The following is a 13,411-nucleotide window of genomic DNA, read 5'->3' as shown; positions in this document are numbered from 1 at the left end:
GCAGCAGATGCTGGCCATGGCGCGCGCGCTGATGGGCAAGCCTTCGGTGCTGCTGCTCGATGAACCCAGCATGGGACTGGCGCCGCTGCTGATCGCCGAGATCTTCCGCATCGTCGCCAGCCTGCGCGACCAGGGCATCACCATTTTCCTGGTGGAGCAAAATGCGCACGCGGCGCTGTCGATCGCGGACGTGGGCTATGTGATCGAGACCGGCGCCATCACGCTGTCCGGACCCGGACCCGAACTGCTGAAAAACGAGCAGGTGCAAAGCGCCTACCTGGGCATGTAAGGAGCAGTCATGGTCAAAGTATATGAAATGAACGGCATCACGCCGGTGGTCCATCCCACCGCCTACGTCCACCCGAGCGCGGTGCTGATCGGCGACGTGATCGTCGGCCCGCGCTGCTACGTCGGCCCGCATGCGTCGATGCGCGGCGACTTCGGCCGCCTGATCCTGGAAGAAGGATCGAATCTGCAGGACGGCTGCATCATGCACGGCTTCCCCGGCGAAGACACGGTGGTGGAGGTGGACGGCCACGTCGGCCACGGCGCCGTGCTGCACGGCTGCCGCATCGGCCGCAACGCGCTGGTGGGCATGAACTCGGTCATCATGGACAACGCCGTCATCGGCGCCGACAGCATCGTTGCGGCGATGAGCTTCGTGAAGGCCAATATGGTGGTGCCGCCGCGCAGCCTGGTGGTCGGCACGCCGGCCCGCGTGGTGCGCGAAGTAACCGACAACGAAATTAGCTGGAAGTCCTCCGGCACCGCCCAATACCAGGAGCTGAGCGTGCGCTCGCTCGCCACCATGCGCGAGACCGTGGCGCTCACCGAGGTGGAGCCGGACCGCCAGCGCATGCAGTGGGAATCGTCGCTGCCGCTGCACCTGCACAAGAACGCTACTGAACAATCTGAATAAACTGGAGAACCCGCAATGGCACCAACTCTGCAAAGCCTGATCGCCGGCCGCTGGCACGGCAAGGAAGCGGCCACCCCGCTGCACAGCGCATTGAACAACAGCCTGATCTACCATACCCACGCCGAAGCCATCGATTTCAGCGAAGCCGTCACCTACGCCCGCAAGACCGGCGTGCCCGCCCTGATGAAGCTGGACTTCCAGCAGCGCGCCGCGCGCCTGAAGGCGCTGGCCATGTATCTGATGGAACGCAAGGAAGAGCTGTACAAGATCTCGCACCTGACCGGCGCCACCCGCGCCGACAGCTGGGTGGACGTGGAAGGCGGCATCGGCACCCTGTTCGCCTACGCCAGCATGGGCAGCCGCGAGCTGCCGTCGTCCAACGTGCTGCACGAAGGCCCGGCCATGGCGCTGGGCAAGCGCGGCGGCTTCGCCGGCACCCACATCCTGGTGCCGCGCGGCGGCCTGGCGGTGCACATCAACGCTTTCAATTTCCCGATCTGGGGCCTGCTGGAGAAATTCGCGCCGAGCTTCCTGGCCGCCATGCCCTGCATCGGCAAGCCCGCTACCGCCACCAGCTACCTGACCGAAGCCGTGGTACGCATGGCGCATGAATCCGGCCTGCTGCCGGAAGGCGCGCTGCAGCTGGTGATCGGCAGCACCGGCGACCTGCTGGACCGCCTGGGCGGCGCCGACGTGGTGACCTTCACCGGCTCGGCCGACACCGCAGCCAGGCTGCGCACCAACCGCAACCTGATCGCCAACTCGGTGCCCTTCACCGCCGAAGCGGACTCGCTGAACTGCGCCATCCTGGCGCCGGACGTGACACCGGACGATCCCGAATTCGACCTGTTCGTCAAGGAAGTGGCGCGCGAGATGACCGGCAAGGCCGGCCAGAAGTGCACCGCCATCCGCCGCATCATCGTGCCGAAGGACCGCGTGGACGCGGTGGCCGAACGCCTGCGCGAGCGCCTGGCGAAAGTCACCATCGGTGACCCTTCTGTGGAAGGCGTGCGCATGGGCGCGCTGGCCTCGAAGGACCAGCAGCGCGACGTCGGCGAACGCCTGGCCCTGCTGGCGCAAGGCAATGAGATCGTGTTCGGCGAGAAGGACGGCTACAAGCTGGTCGGCGAAGGCGTGGCGGAAGGCGCGTTCTTCTCGCCCACGCTGGTCCTGTGCCGCAACGCCGGCAGCAACGACGCAGTGCACGACGTGGAGGCCTTCGGGCCGGTCAGCACCATGATGACCTATGAAGGCATCGACGAGGCGCTGGAACTGGCCGCGCGCGGCAAGGGCAGCCTGGTGAGCACGCTGGTGACCAAAGATCCGAAGACGGCGGCCTACGCGGTGCCTATCGCAGCCGCTTCGCACGGCCGGGTGCACATCCTGGAGCGCGAATCGTCGGTGGACTCCACCGGCCACGGCTCGCCGCTGCCGCAGCTGAAGCACGGCGGCCCTGGCCGCGCGGGCGGCGGCGAAGAACTGGGCGGCATCCGCGCGGTGCGCCACTTCCTGCAGCGCGCTGCCGTGCAAGGCTCGCCAACCATGCTGGCCGCGGTGACGGGCGAATACGTGCGCGGCGCGGCCGTGAACGAAAGCGAAGTGCATCCATTCCGCCGCCACTTCGAAGACCTGAAGATCGGCGACTCGCTGCTGACGCACCGCCGCACCGTGAGCGAAGCGGACATCGTCAACTTCGGCGGGGTGTCGGGCGACTACTTCTATATGCACTTCGACGACATCGCCGCCAAGGACACGCAGTTCGGCAAGCGCATCGCGCACGGCTATTTCGTGCTGTCGGCGGCCGCGGGACTGTTCGTGTCGCCCGCGCCGGGCCCGGTGCTGGCCAACTACGGCCTGGACAACCTGCGCTTCATCACCCCGGTGGCGATCGGCGACACCATCCGTGCGCGCCTGACATGCAAGCGCAAAGTGGACCGCAACCGCACCGACGACAAAGGCCTCGGCCAGGGCGTGGTGGCGTGGGACGTGCAGGTCACCAACCAGAACGACGAGCTGGTGGCCAGCTACGACATCCTGACGCTGGTGTCCAAGCACGCGTAAAAAAAGCCGCTAAGCCGGCGCGGGATCGAGTGCGGCTTGCAGCCGTGCCATCGCGTCGGCGATGACTTCTGGTGGCAAAGCTTCCACAGCCCACCGAGTTTCCTTGCCGCCGTATGGTCGCTTCGCTTTCCATCATGCCTCCGGCTGGTAAAACGCTGTCTTACATCTTAGGCGGCATGCCTGAAAGCGTCAAATGAGCCCCTTCGTTTATTGCGCCTGCGCAAGACCGAACGGGTCATCGATGCTGTGGGCCGGTTCGGTGAACCATTTGGGGCCGGATTCGGTCAGGTAGAAGTGGTCTTCGTGGCGCACGCCGAACTCGCCGGGGATGCAGATCATCGGCTCGTTCGAGAAGCACATGCCGGGCGCCAGCGGGGTGGTGTCGCCGCCCACCAGGTAGGGCCATTCGTGGATGTCCAGGCCGATGCCGTGGCCGGTGCGGTGGGGCAGGCCGGGCAGCTTGTAGCCGGGGCCGTAGCCGTCCGCTTCCAGCGAACGGCGCGCGGCCTGGTCCACCTGCTCGCACGGCACGCCCAGCTGGGCCGCTTCGAAGGCGGCTGCCTGGGCTTTTTTCTCGCTGTTCCACACGCTGCGCTGGCGCGCGCTCGGCTCGCCGTATACATAGGTGCGCGTGATGTCCGAGATGTAGTTATGCAGCTTGCAGCCGGTGTCGATCAGCACCGTGTCGCCTTGCTTCAGCGTCTGCACATAGCTCACGCCGTGCGGGTAGGCGGTGGCTTCGCCGAACAGTACGATGACGAAGTAGGAGCCCGGCGCGCCCACCTTGCGGTGCGCGGCGGCGATGAACTGCTCTACCTCGGTGGTGGTGATCCCTTCACGCAGCATGCTGGCGGTGGCCACGTGCACGGCCAGGGTCATGTCCTTGGCGCGCTGCATCAGCGCGATTTCGGCGGCGGACTTGCGGGTGCGGCAGTGCGCCGTCACGCTGCGCGCGTTTTCCAGCGCGTAGCCTGCGGCCAGCGGGCGGATGCCGTCGTAGATGAAGAAGGCGGCGCTTTCGCAGATGCCCACGCGCGGCGCTTGCGCTGTATTGGCGGCAATGCCCATGCGGCCCAGCGTGTCCACGAACAGCTGATAGGGGCTTTCGTGCTCGTGCCAGCCATTCACTTTGCCTTCCACCAGCATGAAGTCCAGCAGCGTGCTTTCCTCGAAGGCGGGGGCGATATATTCCAGCGCGCCTTGCGCGGGCAGGATGGCGCCCACCATGCGCTCGCTGGCGTGCCAGCGGGTGCCGGTGAAGTAGAGCAGGTTGGAGCCGGCGTTGATGTAGATCGCGGCGATGCCTTGCTCGCGCATATAAGCCTGGGCTTTGGCGATGCGCTGCAGATGTTCTTCCTTGCCGATAGGGATAGCGCCCGCCGTCATGTCGGACAGGGTCGCCAGTGCTTGTTCAGCGGTTTTGCCGCCTACGCCTATGCTCATAGTCATGCTACTTTCCTCCAGAAGTGATGGCCGGGATGATATCAGTTTTGGGGGCTGGAGCCCCCGTGAACAGGTCGGCGGGATAGGTGAACAGCCAGTCGGCGTAGCGCGGCTTGCGGTTCAGGCTTTTGTCCTCGTCGCGGAAGCCCCCCTGCTTGATGGGCGCCTGCACGGACAGCGAATACACGCCCACGATGCGGCCCTGCTGGCGCAGCAGGCCCCATTCGGCCTTGCCGGTGATGGGATCCTTGTACAGGCGGCGCAAGTGGCGCTTGGCGCCGGGGTAGCGTGGGTCTTTCAGCAGTTCGTCCAGCGTGAGGGGGTATTGCGCCGCGCCGCCCGCACCTTGCGCGTTGTGATAGCGGCCCAGGGCCTGGCGGAACTCGTGGCCGATGAACAGCAGTTGCGCTTCCTTGTCGCGGCGCGCCGCCGTGGCGTAGGTTTCGGAGGCAATGGCCAGGCCCACGCCCGCGAAGGCCACCAGCATCAGGGTCCAGATATAGGCGAAGCCGCCTTGCCGAAGCAGCTTCATAGCTGGCCGAAGGGCACGCCGTCGCGCGTGCTGCCTTTGGCGCCGCTGCGCACGTCGGCCACGCCGGTCATTTCGCTGTCCTGCGGCGCCACCAGCTGCCAGGTGGCGGCCGATTCGGTGATGGGGTCCACCGGCACCTTGTTGAAGTAGCGGTGCGTCACCAGGTCCGCCAGGCCGGCGGGAAATTCGCCCTTGTCGCCATAGAATTTGTCGATGCTGATGCGCAGGACCTTCAGGTTTTCCTTGAGCGCCACTTCCTTGGACTTCTCCACCGAGCCGAAGTAGCGCGGCAGCGCCACCGTCAGCAGCAGGGAGATGATGGCCAGCACCACCAGCAGTTCAATCAGCGTGAAGCCTCGTTTATGCATTGCGGTCACCATGTCTTGAGGGGGATACCGTTCAGTCCCACCTTGTCGGAACGCGAGTGGACGTCGAACACGTCCTCGCCTTCGGTGGGGTTGTCGGGCGGCGCACTGTAGGCGCGCCTGTTCCAGGTGGCGGCCGCGCTGGCTGCGCTGGCCGGCGCAAACGGGTCGCGCGGCAGGCGGCGCAGGAAGTAGATGTTTTGCTTGCGCGGGCTGCGCTGGTCGGGCACGCCTTCCACCAGCTCTTCGAGCTTCTTGGGGAAGCCGGAGTCGCCGATGTTCAGCTTGATGCTGCCGTTGTCTGCGGCGCGCTTGTAGGCGTCGATCGCCTCGCGGATCTCCAGCAGGGCGGCGCGCAACTGGTGCTCGCGCTCGCGCTGCACCGCCACCTGCACCATGGGTACGGCCACCGCCGCCAGCGTGGCCATGATGGCAAGGGTGATCATCAGTTCGATGAAGGTGAAGCCGCGCTGGGCGGCATCCGGTGCGCGGGCCGGCATTTACCGGCCCTTCTTGGGCACGTTCGGCACCGGACCGACGGGCTCGGGTTTGGCCGGGCTGGAAGGCTGGGCGAAGGCGCTGCCCTGGTCGTCGCCGCCGGTCATGGAGGAGTTGCGGGGCGGCAGCGGTTCGGACGGCGCTTGCAGCGCGGCCGGTGCGCCGCCCGAGCCGACGGCGGCGCCCGGCTGCGCGTAGCTGGCGCTGCCGGCACCAGCGGGCAAGGCGCCAGCGGCACCGCCATCGCTGCCGGCGATCGGCCCGCGTCCGCCGATATTGGACTCGGTACCCGACAGGAACTCTGCCTCGCTCAGCTCCGGCCTGCGGATTGCGCGCACCAGGCGCGGCGTGATGGACAGCACGATCTCGCTGCGCGAGCGGTCGTCCTTCTGGCTGCCGAACAGGCGGTTTAGCATGGGCAGTTCGCCGATGCCGGGCACCTTGTTGCCGGTGCTGCGGTCCTCATCGCTGATCAGCCCCGCCAGCATCTGCGTTTCGCCGTCACGCAGGCGCAGCACGGTGGAGGCGCTGCGGGTGCCGATCTGGTAAGCCTGGGTGCCGGACTTGCTGGTCACGTCCTTCACAACATTGCTCACCTCCAGGTTGACCTTGATGGCCACCTCGTCGTCCAGGTAGACGTTCGGCTCCACGTCCAGCTTCAGGCCCACGTCGATGTAGTTCACGCTGTCCGAGCTGACGCCGTTGTTGGTGGTGACGGTGATCACCGGCACGCGGTCGCCGATCAGCACCTTGGCCTTGTCCTTGTTGCGCACGCGGATGCGCGGATTGGCGAGGATGTTGCTGTCAGTGTCGGTCTTGAGCGCGTTGATGACCACCGAGCCCAGTTCCAGGTTGGTGGTCTCGCTGCTCACGCGGCGCAGGTCGGCCAGTTTCAGTCCGCCCACGCTGGTTGCCGCGCTGCCCACGCTCAGCTTGGCCTGTTCCGGCCAGCGCACGCCCAGTTCCTGCAGGCGGGTGCGTTTCACCTCCAGCACTTCCACTTCCAGCACCACTTCCGGGTCCGCCACGTCCTGCACGGCGATGATGCGCTCGGCCATGCGAATCAGCTCGGGCGTGTCGCGCATGATGATGATGCCCACCCGTTCATCGGTGACGATGTCGCGTGCCTTGAGCAGCGTTTTCAGCGTGAACGCCACCTGCTTCACGTCCGCGTTGGTGATGAAGAAGGTGCGCACCAGGAGCTGCTGGTAGTCCTTCACCTTTTGCGCCGTGTTGGGGTAGATGGTGAGCGAGCGGTCGCCGGTGATGCTTTGCTCCAGCTGGTTGGAGCCGAGCAGCATGGCGATGGCTTCTTCGATGCTGGCATCGCGCACGGAGATGGTGGCGCGCAGGCCGGGATCGACTTCCTTGTCGAAGGCGAAGTTCAAACCCGAGACTTTGCCGATGAAGTCGAACACCGAGCGCAGCGGGGCGTCGCGGAATTCCAGCGTCACCGGCTTGCGGTAGGCCGCGGCCAGGCGTCCTGCGCCGGGCTTCTGGCGCGACTGCTCGTCCGTGATGCGGGCTTTCAGGCGCAGGGCGTCGCGCTGGCCGGGGCGCTCCTGCAGCACGGGGCGCAGCAGCTCCTGGGCGGCCGCCAGGTTGGCCTCGCCGCCACGCCGCGCAAGCCCTTCGGCCTCAGTCACGGCCTGACGGTAGCGTGCCTCTTGCGCCAGCGCTGCCTGTCCCTGGCGGGCGATGGCGTTGTTGGGATCGATGGCCAGCGCTTGCTGGTACAGGCTGTCCGCTTGCGCGGCGGCGGCATCGGTTCCTTGCGCGCGCTGGGCGTCGGCGCGGGCGGTCAAGCCGTTTACCAGGCTGGCTTTCCGGTTCAGCAGGGTGATGCGGTATTGCGCGTTGTGGGGATCCTCGCGTACCGCCTGTTCCAGTTTCGCCAGGCCATGTTCGGTCTGGCCGGCCTCCAGCAAAGCATTGCCTTCAGTGTAAGTCTGGCTGCCGGCGCAGGCGGCCAGCAGGACGCTCAGCGCCAGGATGTGCAGGCGTTTTGCAGCGGAGTGGTTCAATTCGTGTCCCCTACGGCTAAGGTTTGTTTCAGGTTGAGCGGCAGATAAGTGAAGGTCAGCGTCCCGTTGGCTGCGCCGTCGAGCTGATAGTGGTCGCCGACTTTTTCGCCGACGCGGGCGACGATGTTGCGGTCGTCCATTTGCAGGAAGTAAGCGGCCTTGCCGTCGTCGATGAAGCGGCCCATGAACTGGAATGGGAGCGCGGGTGCGCCGTTGCCGTTCCCGGTTTTGCTTCCCGCACCGGCCTGCCGATCTTGCGGCGCACGCGCGTCGATGGGTTTGAGCGGTGAGAGGGTTGGCCAGCCCTGGCTGGCGAACAGGTTGCCGAGGTCTTCTTCCGCCACGCGGCGCTGGATCTGCAGTTCGATGGGGATGGCGGGCGGCTGTGCGCCCGCGGCCTTGGCTTGGGCGACCTGCGCCGCGATGACGGTGCTGTTCGGGTCGCGGGCCGGGCGCGTCGTAGCCGCCGCTGGCGAGACGATCAGGCCTTCGTCTTCCGGCGCGAACCATGCGGCCAGCAAGGTGGCGGCCGCCGCGCCGGCCAGTATCATTTTCCTCATTGCGCGCCTTCCGCTTTACGCACCAGCAGCATGAATTGGATGCGCGCTTCGGTGTCGCCGCTATCGATGCGTTCGCGTTTGAACGCGACGCTGTCCAGCGTCAGGGCGGGCATGGCCTGCATGGCCTCGAGCATGAATGCTTGCACGCTGGCGTACTCGGCTTTCACTGGCAGGTTGATCTGGTATTGCATGAAGCCGGCGTGCGGCCCGGACTGGGCTTTGTAATCGGCCCTGGCAAGTGGCACCTTGTGCTTGCCTGCGATTTCCACCAGCGTTTGCAGCTGGTCGGGGATGGCGGCGTGCGCGGGCAGATAGGCATAGAATGCGCGCAGGCCGTCGGCGGCGGTGGGAACCACGGCTGGCGGCTGCGTTGCGGCGCGGGCCGCTGCCGCCAATTGCTTGCGCAGGGTGAACTCGCGTTCCTGCAGTTGGGCGGTGTGCCAGTGCGCGGCCACCGCTGCGGCCAGGGCGGCGATACCGATCGCGGCAGTGTGGCCGGTCTTGCGCCACAGGCGCTTGCTTTCCCAGGCCAGGCGCTGGCCTGGGTTCACCGGGAGCGCGAACTTCAGCACTGCGCCGGACTTCATTGCCGCCATTGGGCCTCCAGCTGGAATCGGTATGCCTGGCCGGCGGTGACGCTGGCCGTTTCGTGTTTGACAAGGTAGACGGAGCGGAACATCTGCTGCTGGTTCAGGAAGGCCAGGTAGCCCAGCATGTCTTGCGCGGTTTCCGCCTCGGCTGCGATCTTGATGGTGCCGGATGGGACGGCGATGGGCGCGGCCTTGGCGCCGCCCGCCTGCACAGCATCGGCTTCGTGCAACGGCTGTCCGTTCAGGTCGAGGCCCAGCAGGGCGACATGCAGGTCGCCCGGTGCTTGCAGGGTTTTCAGCAGGCGCGCGACCGGCAGGTTGAGCTGGCGCACGGCTTCGGCGATCGCTTTGGTTTGCTGGTCCAGGTCGCGCTGCTGGATTGGGGTGAGCGCCGGCTGCGGCGCGCGGCGCGGTTGCGCCTGGGCGAGCAGCGCCTCCAGGCGCTGGATTTCGTTTGCCTGCCGCAGCCAGAGCGCGCAGGAGGGAAGCAGGGCGATGAAGCCTGCCGCGAGCAGCGCGAGGCGCCAGCCGTTCAGCGGTGGCGCAACGCGGACGAAGGCGAGGCGGGTGACGCTCATGCGGCCTCCAGCAAGCCGCCGGCGTGGCCGAACGGCGTGCCGGCAAGACGGAAGCGGCCCGGGAGCCGCCCCTCCGCATGGGCGGCATGTTGACCGCTCAGGTCGACCACGGCGACGGCTGCGACCTCCGCCAGCTCCGGGGCGCGCAAGGCCCAGCGCTGCCAGGCTTGTGCCAGCTCGCCGTGCCATGCGGCGCTGCAGGGCTGCGACAGGACGGCGTTCACGCGGCCTTGCGCCAGCGCGGCCATCGTAATACGGCCCGGCTCGATGACGGCGAAAGCCTGCGGCTTGCCCGGTGCGAGCGAGGCGCAGACCACGCTGGCCAGCGGCTCGATGGCGGCGCAGCGCGTGCCGTGTTCGGCAGCCAGCGCATGCAGGGCGTCCAGCAGTTCGGTGGCTATGCCGCAGACCAGGCGTGGCTGGCCGTATGGCGCGTCGTCGCTGCTGGCCGTCCACGCGCGCGCGGCGTCACCGTAGACGGCGGCGAGCTGCATAGTGAGGAAACGCGAGGCGGCCGGCTCGGACAGCAGCGCGTCGTTCCACGGCGCCATCAGCGTCTGGCACCAGCGGCTGGACAGGCTCAAGTGCAGCGGCAGACGCGCAGCCAGGGCGGCCCGCGCAGCGGAACCCGCCCCGTGCTCCACGGTCACGGCTTCAGCGAGCAGGGCGCGCAGGGCGGCGAGCGGCGCTTGCCATTGGCCTGCGGGGTTGCCGACGGCGATGTGCAGCGCGCCATTGTCCGCAATGCGGCCGCCTTGGCGCACCACTGCCAGCAGGCTTTGCTGCGCGAGGTGGATGTGCAGCGTGCGGCGCGCCGGCAGCAGTCCTGCGATGCGTTTAATAAGTGACACGATTCAGCTCCGTCAGCGTGGTTTCTCCCAGCCGCACCAGCTCCAGCGCGGCTTCCCGCGCCAGCCGGAATCCGTTCTGCGCGGCCTCCTCCTTCATGCGGCTGACCGGCGCGCGGGTGCAGATCATCTCGCGCATGGCGTCGTTCAGTATCAGCACTTCGGCCACCGCCTTGCGGCCTTTGTAGCCGGTGCCCCGGCAGTGGCCGCAGCCCGCGCCGGCCTTGAAGCGCCATCCCTGCACTGCCTGTTCGGTGAGGCCGCTGTCGCGCAAATCCTGCGGGTCGGCCTGCACCTCCACCGCGCAGTGCGTGCAGTTCAGGCGCAGCAGGCGCTGGGCGACGATCCCGTTCAGCGCGGCCGCGAAGCTGTACGGGTCGACCCCCATGTGCAGGAAGCGGCCCACCACGTCGAACACGTTGTTGGCGTGGACGGTGGTAAACACCAGGTGGCCCGTCAGCGAAGCCTGCACTGCGATCTGCGCAGTCTCGTCGTCGCGGATTTCGCCGATCAGGATCTTGTCCGGATCGTGGCGCAGGATGGAGCGCAGGCCGCGCGCGAAAGTCAGGCCCTTCTTTTCGTTGACCGGGATCTGCAGCACGCGCGGCAGCCGGTACTCGACCGGGTCTTCGATGGTGACGATCTTGTCGCGCCCGGTGTTGATCTCGGTGATGGCGGCGTACAGCGTGGTGGTCTTGCCCGAACCGGTGGGGCCGGTCACCAGCAGCATGCCGTGCGGTTTGGCGGCCAGGCGGCGGATCTGCACGATGGCGTCCGAGTTCAGGCCCAGGCTCTCGAGCCGCAGCGCGGCCGCGGCGGCGGTCAGCGCGCGCCTGTCCAGCAGGCGCAGCACCGCGTCCTCGCCGAAAATATTGGGCATGATCGAAACGCGGAAGTCGATCTCGCTGCCCTTGACGCGCACCTTGAAGCGCCCGTCCTGCGGCACGCGGCGCTCCGCGATGTCCAGGTCGGCCAGCACCTTGATGCGCGAGATGATCTGCTCGGCCATTTGCAGGCCCTGCACCTGGCCGGCCTGCACCAGCACGCCGTCGATCCGGTACTTGATGACCAGGCTGGCCACGTCGCATTCCAGGTGGATGTCGCTGGCCTGGACCTTCAGCGCGTCGTAGATGGTGGAGTTGACCAGCTTGACGACAGGGCTGCTGTCCTCGCTGATGCGGATCAGCGAAATGTCCTCGATGGTCTGGTCCAGGGTCGCGTCCTGGACGGCTTCGCCGCTCATGCCGGCCATGGCTTGCTGGACGGATTCCTGCTGCGCCAGGTAGGCCGCCAGGTCGTCCGGGTGCGCCAGCGCCACGCTGAAGGCGGCGCCCACCGTGTAAGCTGCCCATTGCAGCACGTCGTCCGCCAGAGGATTTGCGATGACCAGCACCGGTCCGGCGGCGCCTTCCATCAGCACGCATTCGCGCTGCGCGCAGTCGGTATAGGACAGCAGGCGATAGGCGGGCGTGCCCGCTTGCAGGGCGGCCATGGGCCAGGCCGGGTAGCAGAACAGCGCCGCCAGCTGGCGCGTGAATTCTTCCGGCGCCAGCCCGGCCAGTTCTTCCAGCACCGCCAGCTGTGGCCTGCCCTGGGACTGCGCGGCGGCGCCTGCGCTGTGCAGCAGTTCGGGCGTGACAGCCGGCGCCAGCGCGGCTGGGCAGGACGGTGCGCGTGCGTTCAAGAGAGGCTCCCGGCGAGTTCGAATATCGGCATGTACATCAGCACCACCACGCCGCCGATGACCACGCCGATCAGCGTCATCAGCAGCGGTTCCAGCAGGCGCGAGGCCCAGTCCACCCAGCGCGCGAATTCCTCGTCGTGGAACCTGGCCGAGCGCTCCAGCATGTCGCCCAGGCGGCCGGTGTTCTCGCCCACCTTGAGCAGCGACTGCGCCACCGGCGTGGCCAGTCCCTGCAGCTCCAGCGCAACGGAGACGGGCTGACCTTCCTCCACCGCCCGGCGGGCCCGGGCCAGCGCATGCTGCTGTTGCGGCAGCAGCATGGCCGACACCATGGACAGCGCCTTCGGCAGCGGTATGCCTGCATGCAGCAGCAGGCTGAGGGCGCGGTAGAAGCGCGCCAGGCGGAATTCGGCGGCCTTGGCGGCCAGCAGCGGCAGGCGCAGTACCTGCAGCAGCAGCGCGCCGCGCATGGCGGCGTTGGCGGCGGCGAAGACGGCGCCGCCGGCCGCGCCCAGCAGCGCGGCCAGGCACAGCCAGGGATGGGCGGCCAGCCCGCGGCCGAAGGCCAGCAGCATCTGCGACAGCCACGGGATCTCGCGGCCGGAGCTTTCGTACACCACGCTGAACTTCGGCACCACATAGCCGAGCAGGAACAGCGTGACCAGCGTGCCCACGCACAGCAGCATCACCGGATAGATGGCTGCCGACACCAGCTTCTTGCGGATGGCGTCGAACTGCAGCTGATAGGCCACGTAGCGGGCCAGCGCTTCGGGCAGGTTGCCGGAGCGTTCCGCCGCGTGCACGGTGGAGACGTAGATGTCGGGGAAGGCGGCGGGATCGGTGGCCGACAGCGCCGCCAGGGTGTCGGAAAAGCTTTTGCCTTGCTGGAGCGAGCGCCGCATGCCGGCCAGCGTGGCCCTGGCGCCGGCGCGCGCTTCCTTGCTGTGCAGGGTGGCGATGGCTTCGCCCAGGTTCAAGCCCGCTTCGAGCAGGGCCAGCAGCTCCTGGCTGAATTGCAGCAGCGGGAAGGGTTGCTTGCCGGTACGCAGCGTGGCGCCGACGGCGGCAAACTGCGCCGGCCCATCGACGGCCAGCACGCGCCAGCCCTGGCGCAGCGCGAGCCTGACCGCATCCGATTCGCTTGCCGCCTCAATTGCTATGGTCTGACGGCCAGCCTTGCCGTTCGTGGCAGGCTGCACCTGGATCTGATACTGCATTACCGCCCTTCACTGTCGTACTTGGAAGCCGGGCTGAGCCGCATTCGCGCCAATTCGGGGTCTGACCCCGGATTTGGCCGAATGCGGCTCAG

14 protein-coding genes are annotated in these 13,411 nt (G+C 67.4%); 3 read left to right on the top strand and 11 right to left on the bottom strand.

Going from position 1 to position 13,411, the window contains the following annotated elements:
* The 3 genes from AC6H42_RS15405 to paaZ form a co-directional block, all read left to right on the top strand.
* A partial coding sequence (locus AC6H42_RS15405; protein ID WP_497548428.1) for an ATP-binding cassette domain-containing protein occupies positions 1-289 on the top strand: 289 nt, incomplete at its 5' end.
* A gap of 9 nt (positions 290-298) precedes the next feature.
* Complete coding sequence (locus AC6H42_RS15400; RefSeq protein ID WP_057153100.1) at positions 299-919, top strand: phenylacetic acid degradation protein PaaY; 621 nt, start codon at positions 299-301, stop codon at positions 917-919.
* A gap of 15 nt (positions 920-934) precedes the next feature.
* Positions 935-2,980, top strand: a complete 2,046-nt coding sequence (paaZ, locus tag AC6H42_RS15395) for a phenylacetic acid degradation bifunctional protein PaaZ (protein WP_057153101.1) — start codon at positions 935-937, stop codon at positions 2,978-2,980.
* Positions 2,981-3,187: 207 nt separating this feature from the next.
* Here paaZ and AC6H42_RS15390 read toward each other — a convergent pair whose 3' ends face one another.
* The 11 genes from AC6H42_RS15390 to AC6H42_RS15340 are packed head-to-tail and all read right to left on the bottom strand — an operon-like array spanning position 3,188 to position 13,319.
* Positions 3,188-4,423, bottom strand: coding sequence for a M24 family metallopeptidase (locus AC6H42_RS15390; protein WP_057153644.1), 1,236 nt, complete (start codon positions 4,421-4,423; stop codon positions 3,188-3,190).
* Between the two features lie 7 nt (positions 4,424-4,430).
* Positions 4,431-4,955 carry a type II secretion system protein gene (locus tag AC6H42_RS15385; protein WP_229418025.1) on the bottom strand — a complete coding sequence of 175 codons (525 nt, stop codon included), beginning with the start codon at positions 4,953-4,955 and terminating at the stop codon, positions 4,431-4,433.
* Positions 4,952-5,323 (bottom strand): type IV pilin protein, encoded by a 372-nt coding sequence (locus AC6H42_RS15380; protein ID WP_229418026.1) that lies wholly within the window; start codon positions 5,321-5,323, stop codon positions 4,952-4,954. Before AC6H42_RS15380 ends, AC6H42_RS15385 begins: the two co-directional genes overlap by 4 nt.
* A 5-nt stretch (positions 5,324-5,328) precedes the next feature.
* On the bottom strand, positions 5,329-5,820 hold the full coding sequence (locus tag AC6H42_RS15375; protein WP_057153103.1) for a type II secretion system protein: 492 nt from the start codon (positions 5,818-5,820) through the stop codon (positions 5,329-5,331).
* A complete protein-coding gene (locus AC6H42_RS15370; RefSeq protein ID WP_497548427.1) occupies positions 5,821-7,842 on the bottom strand; it encodes a secretin GspD/PilQ domain-containing protein in 2,022 nt (673 codons plus the stop codon).
* Positions 7,839-8,402 (bottom strand): hypothetical protein, encoded by a 564-nt coding sequence (locus tag AC6H42_RS15365; RefSeq protein WP_057153105.1) that lies wholly within the window; start codon positions 8,400-8,402, stop codon positions 7,839-7,841. Before AC6H42_RS15365 ends, AC6H42_RS15370 begins: the two co-directional genes overlap by 4 nt.
* Entirely contained in the window at positions 8,399-8,998 is a 600-nt protein-coding gene (locus AC6H42_RS15360) for a hypothetical protein (RefSeq protein WP_057153106.1), read from the bottom strand. The genes AC6H42_RS15365 and AC6H42_RS15360 overlap by 4 nt, the downstream gene beginning before the upstream one ends.
* Complete coding sequence (locus AC6H42_RS15355) at positions 8,986-9,570, bottom strand: hypothetical protein (protein WP_497548426.1); 585 nt, start codon at positions 9,568-9,570, stop codon at positions 8,986-8,988. The genes AC6H42_RS15360 and AC6H42_RS15355 overlap by 13 nt, the downstream gene beginning before the upstream one ends.
* Complete coding sequence (locus tag AC6H42_RS15350; protein ID WP_497548425.1) at positions 9,567-10,421, bottom strand: hypothetical protein; 855 nt, start codon at positions 10,419-10,421, stop codon at positions 9,567-9,569. The genes AC6H42_RS15355 and AC6H42_RS15350 overlap by 4 nt, the downstream gene beginning before the upstream one ends.
* Complete coding sequence (locus AC6H42_RS15345) at positions 10,408-12,102, bottom strand: GspE/PulE family protein (protein ID WP_497548424.1); 1,695 nt, start codon at positions 12,100-12,102, stop codon at positions 10,408-10,410. The genes AC6H42_RS15350 and AC6H42_RS15345 overlap by 14 nt, the downstream gene beginning before the upstream one ends.
* The gene (locus tag AC6H42_RS15340) at positions 12,099-13,319 is read right to left on the bottom strand and encodes a type II secretion system F family protein (protein ID WP_057153109.1); all 1,221 of its coding nucleotides are present in this window, start codon (positions 13,317-13,319) and stop codon (positions 12,099-12,101) included. The genes AC6H42_RS15345 and AC6H42_RS15340 overlap by 4 nt, the downstream gene beginning before the upstream one ends.
* Positions 13,320-13,411: the final 92 nt, after the last annotated feature.

It is taken from the genome of Massilia sp. NBRC 108631, assembly GCF_059704565.1.
The sequence above is the reverse complement of the archived record's forward strand: the minus strand, read 5'-3'. Positions and strand labels throughout refer to the sequence as shown.

Bases quoted from the DNA above. Each gene is read 5' to 3' on its own strand.
- AC6H42_RS15385 (WP_229418025.1), bottom strand. From the start codon at position 4,955: ATGAAGCTGCTTCGGCAAGGCGGCTTCGCCTATATCTGGACCCTGATG.
- AC6H42_RS15340 (WP_057153109.1), bottom strand. From the start codon at position 13,319: ATGCAGTATCAGATCCAGGTGCAGCCTGCCACGAACGGCAAGGCTGGC.
- AC6H42_RS15400 (WP_057153100.1), top strand. From the start codon at position 299: ATGGTCAAAGTATATGAAATGAACGGCATCACGCCGGTGGTCCATCCC.
- AC6H42_RS15360 (WP_057153106.1), bottom strand. From the start codon at position 8,998: ATGGCGGCAATGAAGTCCGGCGCAGTGCTGAAGTTCGCGCTCCCGGTG.
- AC6H42_RS15375 (WP_057153103.1), bottom strand. From the start codon at position 5,820: ATGCCGGCCCGCGCACCGGATGCCGCCCAGCGCGGCTTCACCTTCATC.
- AC6H42_RS15365 (WP_057153105.1), bottom strand. From the start codon at position 8,402: ATGAGGAAAATGATACTGGCCGGCGCGGCGGCCGCCACCTTGCTGGCC.
- AC6H42_RS15380 (WP_229418026.1), bottom strand. From the start codon at position 5,323: ATGCATAAACGAGGCTTCACGCTGATTGAACTGCTGGTGGTGCTGGCC.
- AC6H42_RS15355 (WP_497548426.1), bottom strand. From the start codon at position 9,570: ATGAGCGTCACCCGCCTCGCCTTCGTCCGCGTTGCGCCACCGCTGAAC.
- paaZ (WP_057153101.1), top strand. From the start codon at position 935: ATGGCACCAACTCTGCAAAGCCTGATCGCCGGCCGCTGGCACGGCAAG.
- AC6H42_RS15390 (WP_057153644.1), bottom strand. From the start codon at position 4,423: ATGAGCATAGGCGTAGGCGGCAAAACCGCTGAACAAGCACTGGCGACC.